This is a genomic window from Serratia oryzae (assembly GCF_001976145.1).
Classification (GTDB): domain Bacteria; phylum Pseudomonadota; class Gammaproteobacteria; order Enterobacterales; family Enterobacteriaceae; genus Chania; species Chania oryzae.
Map to the genome: position 1 here is coordinate 354639 of NZ_MOXD01000004.1, position 18691 is coordinate 373329.

Annotated in this window: 9 protein-coding genes; 3 read left to right on the top strand and 6 right to left on the bottom strand. The window is 53.0% G+C overall.

All coding sequences use genetic code 11. From position 1 onward, the window contains the following. Positions 1–399: 399 nt before the first annotated feature. The 3 genes from BMI79_RS10025 to BMI79_RS10040 form a co-directional block, all read right to left on the bottom strand. The gene (locus BMI79_RS10025; protein WP_076941989.1) at positions 400–1692 is read right to left on the bottom strand and encodes a TRAP transporter large permease; all 1293 of its coding nucleotides are present in this window, start codon (positions 1690–1692) and stop codon (positions 400–402) included. A gap of 24 nt (positions 1693–1716) precedes the next feature. Continuing rightward, complete coding sequence (locus BMI79_RS10030; RefSeq protein WP_076941990.1) at positions 1717–2223, bottom strand: TRAP transporter small permease; 507 nt, start codon at positions 2221–2223, stop codon at positions 1717–1719. Positions 2224–2408: 185 nt separating this feature from the next. Beyond that, complete coding sequence (locus tag BMI79_RS10040) at positions 2409–3389, bottom strand: TRAP transporter substrate-binding protein (protein ID WP_076941992.1); 981 nt, start codon at positions 3387–3389, stop codon at positions 2409–2411. Between the two features lie 655 nt (positions 3390–4044). Here BMI79_RS10040 and BMI79_RS10045 point away from each other — a divergent pair. Continuing rightward, entirely contained in the window at positions 4045–4587 is a 543-nt protein-coding gene (locus BMI79_RS10045; RefSeq protein ID WP_076941993.1) for an AAA family ATPase, read from the top strand. A gap of 108 nt (positions 4588–4695) precedes the next feature. Here the strand turns inward: BMI79_RS10045 and BMI79_RS10050 are convergent, their stop codons facing one another. Together BMI79_RS10050 and BMI79_RS10055 are read right to left on the bottom strand one after the other, a co-directional pair. Beyond that, positions 4696–5238 carry an NlpC/P60 family protein gene (locus tag BMI79_RS10050; RefSeq protein WP_244157326.1) on the bottom strand — a complete coding sequence of 181 codons (543 nt, stop codon included), beginning with the start codon at positions 5236–5238 and terminating at the stop codon, positions 4696–4698. A 300-nt stretch (positions 5239–5538) separates the two neighbouring features. After that, positions 5539–6183 carry a response regulator gene (locus tag BMI79_RS10055; RefSeq protein ID WP_076941995.1) on the bottom strand — a complete coding sequence of 215 codons (645 nt, stop codon included), beginning with the start codon at positions 6181–6183 and terminating at the stop codon, positions 5539–5541. 1061 nt (positions 6184–7244) lie between these two features. Here BMI79_RS10055 and BMI79_RS10060 point away from each other — a divergent pair. Then, positions 7245–9755 (top strand): ATP-binding protein, encoded by a 2511-nt coding sequence (locus BMI79_RS10060; protein WP_076941996.1) that lies wholly within the window; start codon positions 7245–7247, stop codon positions 9753–9755. Positions 9756–9954: 199 nt separating this feature from the next. Beyond that, positions 9955–13395, top strand: coding sequence for an ATP-binding protein (locus BMI79_RS10065; RefSeq protein WP_076941997.1), 3441 nt, complete (start codon positions 9955–9957; stop codon positions 13393–13395). A gap of 209 nt (positions 13396–13604) precedes the next feature. Here the strand turns inward: BMI79_RS10065 and BMI79_RS10070 are convergent, their stop codons facing one another. Further along, positions 13605–18680, bottom strand: a complete 5076-nt coding sequence (locus BMI79_RS10070) for an Ig-like domain-containing protein (protein ID WP_076941998.1) — start codon at positions 18678–18680, stop codon at positions 13605–13607. Positions 18681–18691: the final 11 nt, after the last annotated feature.

The following is an 18691-nucleotide window of genomic DNA, read 5'->3' on the forward strand; positions in this document are numbered from 1 at the left end:
CGCCTCCGGAGTAATGTTTGTCAGTTAAGGCAAACCAGTTCCCTCTCCCTGTGGGAGAGGGTTAGGGTGAGGGGATGAACACCGCACTACAAGCCCCTCACCCCGGCCCACGGGGAGAGGGGGGCGACTCCTTTAGTAATTGGACACGATTATGCAGTTTTGCGTTTAACTGACCGGCATTACTCCGGAGGCGTTTTCATGACTAAAATACGGGGGAACGGCGGCTATTTTGCAGGGAAAATGGATAAAAACGAAAAAGCTTGTGCAAGCGTTAACAGCGGCGGTTGGCCCTAGCCCTATTATCGCGGGGAAGTGGTTTTTCTGGTGAATGCGGCCCGATAACAAAAAAGCCCGTTCTTGGTAAAAAACGGGCCATATGTAACGGCTTAAAGGCAAGCGTTATCCGGTATGGACGCCAAACAGCTTGGGCAGGAACAGTGAGATCGCCGGAACGTAAGTGACCAGCATCAGCACGCTGAGCAGGGCGATATAGAATGGGATCATGGCTTTCACCACCTGTTCTATTTTCTGTTTACTGACCGCACTGGCGACGAACAGCACTGAACCCACCGGCGGCGTAATCAGGCCGATACCCAGGTTGACCAGCATGATCATCCCGAAGTGCACCGGATCGATACCCAGGTTGATCGCCACCGGCAGGAGCACCGGCGTCAGGATCAGGATCAGTGGTGCCATATCCATCAGGGTGCCGATCAGCAGCAGCATGATGTTGATCCACATCAGGATCACATATTTGTTGTCGGAGATGGAGGTAAAGAACTCGGTGATCCGCGTCGGCAGCTGCATGTAGGTCATGATGGCACCGAAGCTGGCGGCAAAGCCAATCAGGATCATCACGATGGTGACGGTTTTCACCGTGCGGAACATCAGCTTGGGCAGCTCAGACCATTTGTAGTCACGGTAAATGAACATGGTGACGAAGAATGACCACAGGCAGGCGATAGCCGCAGATTCGGTAGCGGTAAAGATACCAGACAGGATCCCGCCCATGATGATGACCACCGTCATCAACCCCCACAGGGTATCAACGAAGATCTTCAGCGCCTGGCGGAACGGCACGCGTTCGCCTTTCGGGTAGCCACGTTTGTGTGCGAAGCAGACGCACATCACCATCAGCGTCAGGCTTAACAGCAGGCCCGGCAGGATCCCGGCGATAAACAGCGAGGCGATGGAGACGGTGCCGCCGGTCGCCAGCGAGTAGATCACCGAGTTATGGCTTGGCGGTGTCAAAATGGCCTGCACCGATCCGCTGGCGGTGACGGCGGCGGCGAAATCGCGCGGGTAACCTTTTTTATCCATTTCCGGGATCATCACCGAACCGATCGAGGCGGTATCCGCCACTGACGAACCGGAGATGGCCCCAAAGAAGGTAGAAGCCACGATGTTAACCAGCGACAGACCACCGCGAATAAAGCCCACGAAGATATAAGCGAAGTTAACCAGGCGGCGGGCAATGCCGCCTTCTGCCATGATGGCTCCGGCCAGAATAAAGAACGGAATGGCCAGCAGCGAAAACTTGTTCACGCCGTTGGTGATCTGAATCATTACGGCTTCGAGCGGCAGGTCGATCCAGAACGCCCCGGCGACGGCGCTGATGCCGACGGCGTAGGCCACGGGTACACCAATGGCGAGCATTACGCCAAGGGTTAGCAATAGAATCAATGCGTCCATAAGTTACAGGCTCCTGGTTACCGCTTAGGAATTACCCAGCATCACCACCGGGCGGTGATTCTGCGGGCCAAAAAAGATGCGCTCAATAATGAACAGTAACGTGATAAATGACCCGATAGGCAGCGGCAGATAAGTGACCCCTGCGGTTAACACCGGGAATTCAGCCACGGGCTGTTCCCACAGTTCCAGGCACAGGTTGTAGCCGTAATAGAGAATAAACAGGCTGATTGCCAGCATCATCAGATCGGTAAGTACCGAGCAGACCTTTTTCAGCGGTTCTGACAGGCGATCGGTCATCATGCTGACCGCGATATGCGAGCAGGAACGGTAGCTGACGGCGGCACCGACAAAGGTGAAGGTCACCATACAGATAATTGCCACCGGCTCCGGCCACGATAGGCCTGCGTTCAATACGTAGCGGGCAAAAATACCGACGGGGATCACGGCGGTCATAACGAGCAGGGCAAGGCCGGAAAGCCAGATAGACACACGGTAAAGGAAGTCCATTACCGATATATAAGACTGAGACATGATAATCCCCTACATCCTGGTCAGAAAAAATGGGGCGAATATCCCCATCACCCTTCAAGCCGCAGAGGCTGCCATTACTCACCCCCAGCCATTTGGGGGGACCAAGCGCCTGGGAGCTGGCTCAGTTGCCGCCTACCTGCAACCTGAAGTGGCGTGGGTATCGTTAATATTCCGCCCCTTGGCCATTACTTGACGGCTTCGATACGCTGGATTAACTCTTGGTAGTTTTTACCAAACTGATCGCGTACCGGTTGGGTGGCCTTGTAGAAATAATCGCGATCGATGTCCTGAATATTGACGCCGCCCGCCTTCATCTTTTCCAGTGACTCCTGGTTATATTTGGCCCACAGTTCGCGCTGTTCGGCCTGGGCTTCTTTCGCCAGTTTGACGATCAACTGCTGATCTTCGGCAGACAGCTTGTTCCATTTCGCCTTGGAGTAGAGGAACACTTCAGGAATGATCATATGGCCGGTCAGAGTGTAGTTTTTTGCCACCGGCATGTAGTTATGAGCAACATAGGTTGGTGGGTTGTTCTCTGCGCCATCAATCACGCCGGTCTGCATGCCGCTGAACACTTCGCTGACGCCCATGCTGACCGCGTTGGCCCCCATGGCTTTCAGCGTGGCAAGAGCAACCGGGTTACCCTGAACGCGGATCTTCATGCCTTGCAGATCTTCCGGCTTACCGATCGGATTCTTGGTGATCATGTTGCGTGTGCCGCCGTCCATCCAGCCGAGGAAGACCATTTTTGATTTGGCGCTATCGGTAATTTTCTGGCCGATCTCTTGGCCAATCTCACCGTCCAGCACCTTGTGCATATGGTCTTCATCGCGGAAGACATAAGGCAGAGTAAAGACATCGACCTCTGGCAGAATGGCCGCTACGGGTGACATAGAGACGCGGATGATATCAATGGCACCGATCTGTGCCTGTTCGATTTCCTGCTTTTCGTCACCTAACACACCGCCAGGGAAGGTTTTGATCTCCAAGCGGCCGTTGGTCGCCTGCTTTAACTTCTCGCCCATGTGCTCAACGGCGACGACGTTTGGATAGCCGACCGGGTGAACGTCTGCGGCTTTGATCTGCTGCGCGGCAAGAGAAGAGTGGCTCATAAACAGCGTTGCCGACGTAAGGCACAGGCTGAGTAGCGTCTTGGACAGTTTCATTAGGTAATCTCCAGAGGTGAATAAAGGAACCTGGGGGGACTCGGTGAGTCAAGTGCGGATGAGATGTGGCCCAGGTATCATTTTTAATCTGATATTGATTCGGCGTTATTCCGCTATCTTCAATGAGCCTGTTCTTAGGCATGAGCTGACCGTCAGACAACGAATGTCCGCGTAAATCAGTGAGTTTTTATATGTTGCCAAGTGTGTCACAAGCTAATCAGATACGACACAAAGTAACTTATTATACAACTTTGTAAATTGAGTGATATCACAAAAGAGGAAAGTGGTTTTACAGCCTGCTTTAATCAATAAAGTGTAAAATCAAAATGACGGATTTATTATATGGTATTGATAATATTTATTTATTTTTTGATTCAGGCATTTTCATCATCAGAGATAAGGTGAATAACTTTGTAAAAATGGTGTGATAACTTTGCGCGGCGTCATGTTATCTGGTGCAACTGCCGGGCTGTTAACCCGCCGTTTTATCTGTTCTGTCACCTTATTGGTCTAACATGGCAGCGTAGGCATGCTCAACGGCACTATCATAATCCGCTTGAAAGCCCCCTCTTTCCTTGTGTTAATTTGCGGGTTGAAGCGCGTTGGTGCCCAAGGTCAATCAGTGAGGGCAGCATTCCTTTTTGAGGACTGATTCATGTCTCAAATTAATAAGATCCACATCATGGGAGCTTCTGGTTCGGGGACCACTTCGATTGCTGCGCGGTTGAGCAAAATCACGCATTATCAGCACGTGGATACGGATGATATTTACTGGCATGCCACCACACCTCCCTTCAGCGTTGCCCGTGAATACGTGGAAAGGCAGCAACTGTTATCGGCCACATTAGCAGCAAGCCCACGGTGGATACTGAGCGGCTCCCTTTGTGGTTGGGGGGATATAGTTATCCCTTATTTCGATCTGGTGGTGTATGTGTACGTAAAGCACGACGTCAGGATCGACCGTATCAGGAAGAGGGAATGGGCCAGATACGGTGCGGCGATTGCTCCGGGGGGCGAGTATTACGAGCAATCCCAGCGTTTTATTGCGTGGGCCTCAGCCTATGAAACGTCGACAACCGTGAGCAGAAATGCCTACAAGCATAAAAAATGGCTTGAAAAAATAACCTGCCCCGTTGTGGCGGTGACCAATGATGCGCAATGTGATGATGCGGTGAAAGCAATAATGGCTTACCTGTAAATTCGCCTGATTTCACCTTAGGTTAAATGCCAGCCAGCCTCGGTATACGGGGAGTGAAAACCTTGAGGCAAGCGAGCATTTTCTGTGGGGCACCTTTTAGTGATTTGATTAAGTCTCGGTGTGATTAATGCGCCGCGCCTGATCGTACTTTGTCTTCCAGTATTGATTGTCCAGTTTTGAAACCGTGACGCCTACTTTGACAGAAGCATGGAGAAATTTGCCATCCCCAACGTAGACGCCAACGTGACGCTCTTGCTCCGAGGTTTTAAAAAATATCAAGTCGCCAGCAATCAGGTCATCCTTGGCAACGCGTGAACCCAGTTTGATCTGTTCATGAGAGGTTCTAGGCAGACTGAAAGAGAATCCATCTTTAAAAACGCGCTGCATATAGGCAGAACAATCAATTCCATTACGTGAGTTGCCACCGAATTTATAGCGTACGCCTTCCCATTCACCATAATGATCCAGGATTTTTTTAAGCCTTTGCGTGTCATTATTCCCCGGTTTATCAGAGGTTTTTTTGCTGACAAGCGATGGGTTAAAAAAAGCCTGCTTGGTATTGGTACTTGCAGTGGCAGAAAAAACGGATAACGCGGTTAAAACAAAAATAAATAGAGTGAAAATATTCAACATAACTATAACTAAATTCAAATCACTGTTTCTAGAATGAACTCCCGTGAGGAATCCTGATAAGTGGTTAAACGTTATACAATGCCAGTGTAAAAATAAACCAATAAATGATTGCTGATGGCATATTCTGTCATGTCAGATTTTTATTATTCTCTTTTCTGTCTTAGTCATATATTAAAGAACCGTGTTTTAGTTCTTTGGCTAACGGTGAAATAAGAGAGGGGCTGGATATTTATGAGCTATCCAGCGAAGCGGTGTCTTAGATTATGCGGAAAGGCTGGAGGATTTTCTTGAGCCTATTCTCGGGCCTGCGAGCCTCAATTATTGGTTTGGCGCAATGCCTGATTCAAATGCAAAGCGGAACAGATCGGCATCACGTGATATTCCCAACTTACGCATGGCGCTGGCTTTCTGAGAACTGATAGTTTGCTTGGTACGATGTAACTGAGAGGCTATTTCGTTCACTGACAAACCAGAAACATAAAGACGGATAACCTCCATTTCACGTTTGGTCAAGGTAAGGTTTGGAACGGGGTTTTGCATAATTCCGCTATGGCCAGTTATCAGATCCTTGGTAGGAAAATAGTTCGAGCCGGCATAAACCGCATGGATCGCCGAGATTAACTGGCTGGTATGCTGCGTTTTTCCTAACACACCGTTTACCCCAAGCTTAGCCAGCTCTTGAGTTAGCGCTTGGTTTTCCAAGGTGGTGAAAACCACGATTTTCAATTGCGGTTTTACACGCCGGATATGGGACAACAGGCCGATACCATCACCGTATTTACCTCCCGGCATAACGTAATCGGTTACTAACACATCACATTCTGTTTTGTGTAACAGCTCAACCAGCGTATCTGAGTCCAACGCCGTACCTAAGATCTCCAAGGTAGGGAGTTTAACCAATTCATGCATTAACCCTGCCAGCAACGCAGGGTGATCATCAGCGAGCAACAGGCGAATTTTCATGTTTTAAGCCACATCCTTTACGAAGTCAGGGTACAGGTTTGACGATGACATGTGTATTACTAGCATAGGCTTTTCTTCGTCACTTGGCAGACTTTTACCGATAAGTTTCGTCTTTGTCTGTTATTTGTTTGATTATGCTAAGACTAGTTCGCTTTTGTCGATCTGCTGTTTCCGATCTTTTTTATATACCTCATTATAGCCTTTTTTTAAGAGGTTGAACTACTTGCTGGTTCGTTTACGCTGTTGTGTTAATTCCCCAAACTGAATCACTTATACGCTTTCGTCGCTACCAGCGTTGGTTGGTTTTTGGCTGCGGTTTTTTTATCACCCTTATGCTTTTTTTGGCTTTTTTTATGGAGGTAAAAACCAAAGTCTTCAACCGCATTGAGATGTTGCATCAAAACTTTATGTCTGAATCTACCTTATTGGATAAGGAGATTTTCAGGCGAGAAAGCGTTTTCCAGACTGCGCTGAACGGTGTGGAAATGTTTTTGCAAGAGGATATTGATCTCGATAAAGCGGCTCTGCGCCAATATCGCCCAAGCCATCAACAGGTACTTTTAACATCGACAGCTGACAAGGCTTCACAATGGATTTATATTCCTGATAATTTTACGGCGAATGAAAAACTTGCCAGACATTTTTTGGGGTTGACTGGGTATATCGCAAGAGTTCTGTCAGCAGATAGCATGATGGCGGAAGAAGAAATTCTATCTAGCTATTTATACAGTACGGGACACAGAATAATCGGTATTATCCCTGCCCCCGATCTGGCTGCGCGTGAAAAAATGCGCTCGCAGCGAAAGCATTACCTCAATGTGCTGACGCAAGATATCGATAGAATTCTATTTCCGTCTGAGAAGGTAACAAGCCATCAGGGGTTAAAGCGCTTATATTGGCTACCTCCCTATATAAACCCCTATTCAGGTAAAAAAGTACTGCGTCTTGCAGCACCGATCCTGCGCGATGGAATGCCGTTTGCGACCCTTGTGATGGAGTTTTCACCCCCAACGTTGGTATCAATTCATACTCAGGAAACTCAACTGGGTACTTATAGGCTTTTGTCAAAACAAGGGGATGTGATCAGCGAGTATGCTGCGCAACCTGATACCAAGCCATTGAGTGTGGGGCAATCGTTTCTACATGATGAAGGTAAAACCGCAGCACCGTATCAGGAACGCGGGATTACTTTCGTTGCGGCCTTAGGGGATACCGATTGGTTTCTGGTATTTCACTGTTCATGGCGCGAGATCGCGGCAGCTATTGCTTTTGAGGTGGGCGGCGATGCGCTTATTGCTTTTGGAACGCTGCTGTCTGTCTGGTGTTTTCTGATCTATTTTAAATTCTACATTTTTCGTCCGATAATCAAGCGGTCCCAACAGGTTTTTGAAAGTGAGCAACTGAGCCGCACTCTGATTGAAACCGCTCCGCTGGGGCTGGGGCTGTTGGCGCTGGCCAGTGGCGAACCGCTGTTGCGCAGCCCGGCGATGTTGAAGATGCAGGAACAGCTCCATACCGAAGGCAGCAGCCTGCCGGCTGAACTGGCCCGCTGCTATCGCCAGCAGGCGCTGCCGCAAGGCGGGCCGCTGCACCGGGAACTGACGTTTGACGCGCACAATGGCCAGCCGGTCAGCCTGTCGGTCAGCATGGCGCCGGTGCGTTATCACGGCGAGAATGCGCTGGTGGTGGCTTTTATTGACATCAGCAATCAAAAACAGCTGGAGCAGCAACTGATGGCGGCCAGAGAGGCGGCCGACAGGGCCAGTGCTGCCAAATCCTCTTTCCTGGCGGCGATGAGTCATGAGATCCGCACCCCCCTCAACGCCATTCTTGGCAACCTTGAACTGCTGGCGCACTCGGCACATGACGGGCAGCGTGAACGGCTGAATACCATCCGCCAGGCGTCAGACAGCCTGTTGGCGACCATCAGTGACGTACTGGATTTTTCCAAGATTGAAGCCGGTGAACTGTACCTGGAGCATATCGAATTTGACGTGCTAGAGGTGGCGGCCCACGCCTTAGCTATCTTTGCCCCGGTGGCGCAAGCCAAGGGGCTGGCACTGGTGGGGGAATTAGGCGATACCGTCAGCCAGCCGATGCGCGGTGACCCAACCAGCCTGCGGCAGGTGCTCAACAACCTGCTGTCGAACGCGCTGAAGTTTACCGAACAAGGGCAGGTTCTGCTGCGGATCGGCGTCGATGAGCCTACTTCGTTAATCAAGATTGAGGTAGAGGATACCGGGATCGGCATGTCGCTGTCACAGCAGGAACGGGTGTTCCGTGCGTTCAGGCAGGCGGATGAAACCATCAACCGGCGCTACGGCGGCACGGGCCTGGGGCTGGCGCTGTGCACGCGGCTGGCGCAGGCGATGGGCGGGGAGCTGTCGGTGACCAGCGAGCCGGGTCAAGGCAGCGTGTTTCAGTTGTCACTGCCGCTCTCTCAGGAGGTGGGCGCAGCGGAGCGCCCGCAGTTTCAGGGGGAGCGGGTTTGCGTCTTGGCGGCGATGCCGGGCGCTCAGGCATATCTTAGCCGAGTATTGACGGCGTGGGGGTTGGAAGTGAGTGTCTACCAGCATCCGGCCCAGATTGACGACGCGACCTTAGACACCATAGGGACGTTGGTGCTGTGGGGCGACCGGGCCACCTGGCACCCGGATGACGAGAATCGCCTGGTGGAGGAGGCGGCCTGGGTGGTTGAGTGCAGCAGCGAGGGGGCGGAGATACCGGTGGCTACCGGGCGGGTATTAAGCACGTCGCTATACGGATTGAAAGGGTTGGCGTTTGCCTTGCGGCACACTTTGCAGGGTGAACGTCTGCCGGTGCATGAACAGGGCGATGCGGCACTGCCTGGTGCGCTACGGGTGCTGGTGGCGGAGGATAACCCGGTTAACCGGCGCCTGTTCGAGGAGCAGTTGAAGCTGTTGGGCTGCACGGTGAGCCTGGTGGCGGAGGGGAAACAGGCGCTGGCCAGCCTGGAGCGTGAGCGGTTTGATATTCTGCTGACGGATTTGTCCATGCCGGGCATGGATGGGTATACGCTGGCGCGGCATGTCCGCGTGGCATGGCCTGCGATGCCGGTGGTGGCGGTGACGGCCAACGCCACCCAGCAGGAGTATGACGAATGTGAGGCGGCGGGAATAGTGCGAGTATTGACCAAGCCGCTGCTATTGGACGAATTGAAAGAGATGTTACTGACGGTGTGTGGCCTGGAGATGGCCGATACACAGCCCGCGACACAGGCAGGAGATCAAAACAATGCGCTACTGGGGGGCCATTCATTGCCAGAAGATATCTGGGAGAGCTTTGAGCGTCTCTGTTTATCGTCTTGCCAGAAAATTCGCCGGGCTCAACGTATTGGAGACGTGGCAGCGATTTTACGTGAATTACACCTGCTCCGTGGGGCGCTGGGCGTATATCACTTTTCTGACGCTGAAAAAAAACTGGCAGAGATTGAGTCACTTCTCAAATCAGGTGCATCCGATGCTGAAGAACGCTTGGAGCCATTTCTGCAAATGCTCCAGCAGGAATTATTTCATCGTCGTCTATCTATAATCCCTCCACCGGCATTTTGAAACACGGCAATAATAGAAAGTGAATAAATCAGTACAGGGGTAACACTGACAATTGTTTATTGCTGCACCATAATCATTTTGAGTGGGCTTGCGGGGTATTCATCATACTTCAAGTAGAACCTCTGGATGAACAAGTCTGCTCTCTGCCTTATTGATGTCATCAATAAGGTATCTTGAAAAACATGAGAGTCTCCTACCTATGATCAATCGTTATAAAGAGGGTGTATTAGGGCGCTTACGCCGCCATCATTACCTGTTAATTAACGGCGGCGGTCTGGTGATCACCCTGATCGTATTGCTGGCCAGTGGGTTGGAGATTTGGGCGAGTATACGAGGCTACCAGGCCAGGGTGCAGGATGAAATCTCGCTGGATGTTGCTCAATTATCGGCCCTGGAAAATCGTACCGCCACTACCATTCGCAATGGTGTGCAGAATATCGAACTGGCTTTGAGTTCTCAAACACCGCCAGACTCGGTGTTTTTACAGCGATTCTGGGCGAATAGCGCCAGTTCACTGATACAGGCGAAGCCTGACTATCAACCCGTTCTTGTTATGGCGAATAAGCCGGTACAGAATTTGGAATATGCCTGGCCCTATATTTCCTTGGCACAACAAATTTCCCCGGTTGTTACCAAAGTCAAAGAGCGCAATGAGGGTAAGCTGAGTGTTTATCTCTACAGCGCAGACAGAAACTTTTTGTTAGCCTCGGTAGCACCGTGGACAGACAGCACCTGGCGTAAGTTACAGTATCAACGGGATTCAGGGCTTATGGAACAGTTGAGCGGCCCGGTAGAGCAGGTGATTACTGCCAATAACGAAGTGTATCGCAAAGCAAAACCGATCTTGCATTGGCTACCCCCTTATGAAAGCCCGCTAAGTGGTCAACCCGCATTCCGTGTTGCTACAACGATCTGGGAGGCTAAAGACGTTCGGTTCGGTGTGATGGTGTTTGAACTGCCCGTTGAGACACTTTCCACCTTACTTCCCGCCTCCAGTTCTAGTGGTAACTGTTTGCTCCTGGATCGAAATGGACGGCTAATGTTGCCGTGTAACAATCTTTCCGCAGGAAAGTTGCTTCACTTGGCACAGGAGGCGCAGAAACAAGGACTTGGTGAGAATCGCAGAAGTTTCTATCAGGATGGGCAGTTCCTCAATGGCTGGAAGCTGGGGCAAAGCGGTTGGGTACTGGTTTATTCCCTCTCATGGGGGGAGATTGTTGCGGGTACAAAACAGCAAATCCTGGTGTCTGCTTTATCCGCAGTCTTCATTATCCTGATAACCTGGTTTTTACTGCTGCTGGTTAAGCGGCGCGTTTTGGCCCCGGCAGTGCGGCAGTCTGAACAGGTTTTTGAAAGTGAACAACTGAGCCGTACCCTGATTGAAACCGCTCCGCTGGGGCTGGGGCTGTTGGCGCTGGCCAGCGGCGAACCGCTGCTGCGCAGCCCGGCGATGTTGAAGATGCAGGAACGGCTCCATACCGAAGGCAGCAGCCTGCCGGCCGAACTGACACGCTACTATCGTCAGCAGGCGCTGCCGGAGGGTGAACAATTGCATCAGGAACTGACGTTCGACGCGCACAGTGGTAAGCCGGTCAGCCTGTCCGTCAGCATGGCTCCTGTACGCTATCGTGGTGAGGATGCGCTGGTGGTGGCCTTTATTGACATCAGCAATCAAAAGCAACTGGAGCAGCAACTGACGGCGGCCAGAGAAGCCGCCGACAGGGCCAGTGCTGCCAAATCCTCTTTCCTTGCGGCGATGAGCCATGAGATCCGCACCCCCCTCAACGCCATCCTTGGCAACCTTGAACTGCTGGCGCACTCGGCACATGACGGGCAGCGTGAACGGCTGAATACCATCCGCCAGGCGTCAGACAGCCTGTTGGCGACCATCAGTGACGTACTGGATTTTTCCAAGATTGAAGCCGGTGAACTGTACCTGGAGCATATCGAATTTGACGTGCTGGAGGTGGCGGCCCATGTCCTGGCGATCTTTGCCCCGGTGGCGCAGGCCAAGGGGCTGGCACTGGTGGGGGAATTAGGCGATACCGTCAGCCAGCCGATGCGCGGCGATCCCACCTGCCTGCGGCAGGTGCTCAACAACCTGCTGTCGAACGCGCTGAAGTTTACCGAACAAGGGCAGGTAGTGCTGCGGATCGGCGTCGATGAGCCTACTTCGTTAATCAAGATAGAGGTAGAGGATACCGGGATCGGCATGTCGCTGTCACAGCAGGAACGGGTGTTCCGTGCGTTCAGGCAAGCGGATGAAACCATCAACCGGCGCTACGGCGGCACGGGGCTGGGGCTGGCGCTGTGCACGCGGCTGGCGCAGGCGATGGGCGGTGAGCTAACGATGACCAGCGAGCCGGGTCAAGGCAGCGTGTTTCAACTGTCACTGCCGCTCTCTCAGGACGTGGGGGCGGCGGAGCGCCCGCAGTTTCAGGGGGAGCGGGTTTGCGTCTTGGCGGCGATGCCGGGCGCTCGGGCGTATCTGAGCAACGTGTTGACGGCGTGGGGGTTGGAAGTGAGTGTCTACCAGCATCCGGTCCAGATTGACGACGCGACCTTAGACAGCCTGGGGACATTGGTGCTGTGGGGCGACCGGGCCACCTGGCACCCCGAGGATGAGAATCGCCTGGTGGAGGAGGCGGCCTGGGTGGTTGACTGCAGCAACGACGGTGCTGAGATACCGGTGGCTACCGGGCGGGTATTAAGCACGTCGGTATACGGATTGAAAGGGTTGGCCTGTGCCTTGCGACACACTTTGCAGGGTGAACGTCTGCCGACGCGTGAGCAGGGGGAGGCGGCGCTGCCTGGTGCGCTCCGGGTGTTGGTGGCGGAGGATAACCCGGTCAACCGGCGCCTGTTCGAGGAACAGTTGAAGCTGCTGGGCTGCACGGTGAGCCTGGTTGAAGAGGGGGGGCAGGCGCTGGCCAGCCTGGAGCGTGAGCGGTTTGATATTTTGCTGACGGATTTGTCCATGCCGGGGATGGATGGGTATACGCTGGCGCGGCGGGTACGTGTGGCATGGCCTGAGATGCCGGTGGTGGCGGTGACGGCCAACGCCACCCAGCAGGAGTATGATGAATGTGAGGCGGCGGGAATAGTGCGAGTCTTGACCAAGCCGCTGTTACTGGACGAATTGAAAGAGATGTTGCTGACGGTGTGTGGCCTGGATGCCGTCTATCATGAGGTGCAGACTCAGCCTAAGGTAGAGGTGGTGTCATCCGGATTGCTGAATGGCAAGGCGCTGCCTGAGGATGTTCAACGTCTTTTTGAGAAAAGCTGTGCTGATTCACTCGCCGCGATCAAACAAGCCTGTGTGACAGAAGATGCCACGGTTATTTTGCGCGAACTGCATTCCCTCAGTGGTGCGTTCGGTGTGTTTGAAATGAATGAATGGGTCAGACAGGCGTCTGATGTGGACAATCTGGTGAGAAGCTCCGGGGTTAAATCAGCCAGCCAGGCATTGGCAGTATTCTGCCAGGCTTTAGAAACGGTAGCCTCAGGCAAGCATAACGGAACCGAGGCGTTGATCGCCCGCATTATCACGTTGGCATCGTTGTGTTCTGAAGAAAAAGTAGGGGCAGAAATTACGCGCTTGGGAAATCAGTTACTGACTGCGCTCTCTGAGCGCCGGTAAGCGGGTAAAAAAGGGTTATCCCCGTTAGAGGATAGCCCTTGCAGACTGCTGACAAAGCCCGTTATTAGGGAGAGCGTGCCGAAGGGGTCGTAGCGGCGTAAGCCGCCGGAGCGCCCCTCGGTGCGCTAGGCCCGAGTATCTCGGGTTCAAAAGCGACTTTGTCATCAACCTCAAAGGGTTATCCCCGTTAGAGGATAACCCTTGTGGTATTACATAACGGTCACGTGGATATTCTGCTCGACCAGCAGTTCCGTCGCACCTGCAACGTAGGTGTGGTAAACCACGCCACCAATTTCGGCCTGGCCTGCTTCTGCCCAAGACTCAGATTGCGTATCCAGCAGTTGCAGCGCGTTCGAGCCGTCGCCGTTGATCACCAACTGGTTCTTGCCGTCGGCCATCACCATATTGGTCTGCCCCATCCCTTCGAGCGCCGAGGCACTCAGGCTCAGGCTGTTGGCGCTGCCCTGGCCGAGATCGATCTTCTCAATCCCGGTGATGCGGCCGATCAGTGCGTCGAGATCCAACGCCATGTTTTTGCCGTCCAGCAACAGGGTGTCGACGCCGTCACCGCCTTGGATGGAAGCAAATGAGGTATTTTTAATACCAATCACATCATCACCCGCACCGCCGCGCACCGCCGACAGTGATTCGCCACTCAGCATCAGACCAGAGGTTGAACCATCGTCAAGCAACATCCACAGGCTGCCGTGATCGGCATCATCAGCCAACGCGAAAAGTGCCTTGGCGCTCTGCTGGGTGCTGCTATGCGTAGTGATTTCCTCGCCCAAGGTGCCATCTAGGTCGATAATACGGCCTTTGATGGATGAGTAGCTACCGTCACCTACGCCATAGTCAGTCCAACTGACAAACATGCGACCATCAGCCAGGAAGGTAACATCCGGTTCGTGCTGATCCCCCACCACGAGCTGGTTAATCTGCAACTCCTGACCAACACGGTGGCCGTTATCGTCAAAGAATTGCATGTAAATACCGTATGTTCCGGCACCTGGCACAGAATCGGCCTGAGACGCATAAACCGCCACAAAGCCACCGTTCGGATTCGTTTTCAGCACCGGTTTCTGCTGAGAATATGGCGTAAAGGTATTGACGATAAATTCGTTACTCAGAGCCAGGCCCGAGGCAGAATAAACACGGCCATAAATGCTCCAGGCATTCTGATCCAGCCCACTGGTATCGTTATTATCCCATGCCACAACAAAATTACCGTTGGCCAAGGCAGTGATACTCGGAGAACCTTGAATACCCGGTAGCGTCTGGTTAGCAATAAAACCTTGGCCGTAAGTGTGCGTCACTGGATCGTAAATCTTGACCATAATGTCGAGATCGGCAGCATTCCCCCCCTGCTGGGTTGAATAAGCGACAGCGACACGGCCATCGGCTAAGGTGGTTAACACCGTGCCCGAACCATCTTGTAAAGCGCTGCCAATTAACACTTCACCTGTCACCGGTTGGTCATTAGCATCATACTGGCGTGATACCATTGAGCTGTTGCCCTTGCGCCAGGTCACCAGATAACCGCCATCATCTAACGCCGTGATGTGGGGTGCATCGGTATAGGTTGCACCAGGCGTTGGATTGACCACATGCTCTGTGCCAATTTGCACGGTGCCAATCACTTGCCCGTCGGCATCATACTTATAGCCGTAATGAGCCGTGCGGATACAGTTTCCTGCCTCGGCGCTCGCCCACGCAACGACAAAGGTGCCGTCAGCCAGCGTAGTGATCGCAGGGTTTAACTGATTGTATGCCTTTGTATCTTGGCTAAACAGCGTCTCCGGGCCAATCGGCATCCCCTGCTCATTAAACAGTTGCCCCTTGACGTCTGGATTACCTGCTTCATACGAAATCCAGACCACCATAAAGTTGCCATCATCCAGCGCCGTCGTCACAGATTTTATCTGGTTGTTAGCGATGGTTCTGTTGACTTGGAATTCTGAATAGAAACCGGCATCAGTATCAATCACCACCCCTTCGATCCCATAACCATTCGGGTCGATCTTGTCGCTGTGCCAGGTAACGTAAATATTCCCGTTATCCATCAGCGTCGCGTCAAGGATATGCGTCAGGTCGACATCATCCCAGCCAGAACCCTGGTTGCCCCAAGTGGTCGGGTTAACCAGGAACTCATGGCCAATCTTGTTGCTGTTGGCATCAAAACGCTGGGCAAAAATGGCTGAACCATCGCCGTCACCGCCTTCTGAACCCCAGATCAGCATATAACCACCGTCGTCCAGCGCGACGCCCACCGGCTTGTATTGCTTGCCTACCTGATATTGGTTAACGATAAAGTCGCCGTTACCGAGCAGTGTGGTAGCCCCAGTGGCAGGGTTGAAGCTGTAGTGGGCGGCGCGGATGTCACTGCCCACGGCTTTGCTGTCGTTGGTGTCCCAGAACACCACAAAGCTGCCATCCTTCAGTGTGATAACATCCGGATATTGCTGGAGACCATCTTGCGTGGTATTCAAGGTCAGGACTGGGCCTGCGGTTGAACCGTCAGTTTTCCGCAGTTGCCCCATCACGCCGGCACCATTACTGTCAACACCCGCCCAGACGGTCAGATACCAGCCTGCGTGTGGTCCGTCTTCGAACAGCACCATTTCTGGGCCGCCATAGGCACCAGCGGCTCCGCCACTTTTAATCACCAGTTCATTACTTACCGGCTGGTTATGCGCATCATAGATACGCTGTACGATCGAACCGCCGCTTTGCTCGCTGTACCAGGAAACAATGTAGCCGCCATCGGGTAAGGCTAAAGCACTGGCTACACGCTGACCGCCAACTATCGTCTGGTTGACCAGGAACTCATCGGTCTGGGCAGCGCCACTGGCGCTGTATTTACGGGCGAAGACGCCGTCACCGCTGTTGTCCAGGGAGCTTGACTGGTAGGACTCAAACACCACCAAGAAGCCACCATCGGCCAGCGCCACCACCTGTGGGGTGTCCTGGTTATTGGCCTGACGCTGGTTGACCAACTGCTCCCGGCCAATTTTTTGCGTACCGGTAGGGTCCATTAGCTGCATATAGACATCATATCCACCGTTATCCCCCTGCCAGACAACCACCAGATTGCCATTGGCCAGTTTGGTGACCTGTGGGTTGGCCTGATTGCCATAGACCGTGGTATTGATCGGGCCACCCGATGTTTGGTGGCTACTGAGGTCGAACCCACCGATGGTGTCGTTTGTAGTAACGGTGACTCTATAATCGCTGCTGTTCGGTGTGGCGTTACCCGCAGCATCAATGGCGACCGCGCTAAAGGTCTGGGTACCCAGGCTTAAGGCTTCATTCACCGTAAGTGTCCAGGTGCCATTGTTGCTGATTTGTGCACGACCAATTTCACGCTGCCCGTTAGTATCGGTGACATAAATGACCACGGTTTCGCCCGCAGGGCCAGTACCGCTGAGGGTTGGTTTTTGGTCATCGGTACGGCCACCGTTAACGACGTTGCCGGTAATGGTGCCAACATCATCATAGACGCCGGTAATTGCCAGATTCGATGCATCTGGCGGAGTCATATCCAGCACGATCTCGAATGCAGGAGAGAGCTGGCTGGGTGAATGAGTGGCATTAGTCGCCTGTGCCTGGAAAGCATGCTGGCCTTCGCTCAGGGCGGTAGCAGGCGTAAAGCTCCAGTTGCCCTGAGCATCAGCCTGGGTCTGGCCGACCAGAACGCCGTTATCAAAGATTTTTACCGTATCGCCCGCTTGCGCTTTACCATGCAAAGTCGGTGTAGCGTCGTCGGTAGAGTCCCCTTGCTTCAACAACCCCTGAATACTGCCCACATCATCAGTCGGGCTCTCAATGGTTGGGGTTGGCGCGCGGTCTTCGCCCATTACCAGAGTAAAGGCATCGCTCTCGGCATTGCTGTTATTACCCGCTTTGTCACGGGCAGAGGTGGTGAAATGGTGTTCACCGTCTGCTAATGGTGCCGCAGGCGTGAAAGACCAGTTGCCATTGGCGTCTGCCAGGGTGGTGCCCAGCAGTTTGCCATTTTCATTGATAAACACCGTCACGCCCGCTTCGGCTTTGCCGGACAGCGTAGGGGTGCGGTCATCCGTCAAATCACCGGAGCTTAGGGTACCCTGTTGTGCACCAAAGTTATCAGATGCCTGCAGGATGGTAGGTACTGCAGGTGGGATGGTGTCGATGGTGATTGGGTAGGCCAATGACGCCAGCCCGGTGTTACCGGCAAAGTCGACGGCCTTGGCAGAGATCGTGTACGCCCCGTCAGGGAAAGTGAAGGCGGAAGAGAACTCCCAGGCACCCGTCGCATCGGCCAGAGCGGTACCGATCATGTTTTTGCCGTTGTAGATGCCCACAACGCTGAATGCTTCGGCACGGCCTTTGATCAATGGAGTATTGTCGCTGGTGTAGCCATTTTTCGCGATCGGCGTACTGCCGTTGTTATCGCTGCTGATGCTGTCGATCACGGCGCGTGAAGGAGCAACAGAGTCGACGATTAACGCAAAACTGTCGGATGATAGGCCACTGGTTTTGTCACGAGCAACCAGAACGTGGCCACTTTCACTGTATTTCTCTTCAGGCGTGAAGCTCCATTGGCCGTTGGCACCGACGACGGCTTCGCCGAGCACTCGGCCATTATCACTAATCTCAAGAGTGGCACCTGGAGTACCCGTACCTTCAAGTACTGACCACTGATCGTCTGTTACGTTGCCTGATTTCAGGGCACCTTGGCGCGCACCCAACTGATCGAGAGCGTGAGTGATTGTCGGCGCTTCATCCAGCGTCAATGAGGCCATGCTCAGCATCGCCGGTTTTGGCAGAGCGGGTGCCGCTTCGGTGTTTTGGGGCAACGCGTCGTTGCTCTCGGCGGCAGGAGCTTCATGAAGGATGCTCAACGCCAGATGTTGTGGCTGCTGTTCGATGTGGCCTAATGACTCGGCGTTAAAGGTGGCCGGACCCTGCTGTGGGTTATTCTCGGCAGACAGGGTGCGGATAAACTCACCGTCTGGCGTAATCTGGTGCAATTGGCCGTTATGGGTGAAAAAGTTTTCGAGAACCAGATGTGGCTGGTTGCTTTCCTGGTTATGCAAAGTGAGAATCAGATCTTCACCTGAACGTTCGGCAACTAATACATCCTCGATTGACGCAGATTCAATGTCTTGCACCACATAAGTATTACCCGGAATATACGGGATATATTGTGTTGGCTCATTCAAAGATGCGTCCAGATAACCGGCTTGTATTAATGCTCCTTCAGTGATGACTGAGAAACGGATAGAGCTATCAGTAATATTTTTCATTTAAATTTAAA

Excerpts from the sequence above, each read along its gene's own strand:
- BMI79_RS10030 (WP_076941990.1), bottom strand. The coding sequence starts at position 2,223 with ATGTCTCAGTCTTATATATCGGTAATGGACTTCCTTTACCGTGTGTCT.
- BMI79_RS10040 (WP_076941992.1), bottom strand. The coding sequence starts at position 3,389 with ATGAAACTGTCCAAGACGCTACTCAGCCTGTGCCTTACGTCGGCAACG.
- BMI79_RS10070 (WP_076941998.1), bottom strand. The coding sequence starts at position 18,680 with ATGAAAAATATTACTGATAGCTCTATCCGTTTCTCAGTCATCACTGAA.
- BMI79_RS10065 (WP_076941997.1), top strand. The coding sequence starts at position 9,955 with ATGATCAATCGTTATAAAGAGGGTGTATTAGGGCGCTTACGCCGCCAT.
- BMI79_RS10055 (WP_076941995.1), bottom strand. The coding sequence starts at position 6,183 with ATGAAAATTCGCCTGTTGCTCGCTGATGATCACCCTGCGTTGCTGGCA.
- BMI79_RS10025 (WP_076941989.1), bottom strand. The coding sequence starts at position 1,692 with ATGGACGCATTGATTCTATTGCTAACCCTTGGCGTAATGCTCGCCATT.
- BMI79_RS10045 (WP_076941993.1), top strand. The coding sequence starts at position 4,045 with ATGTCTCAAATTAATAAGATCCACATCATGGGAGCTTCTGGTTCGGGG.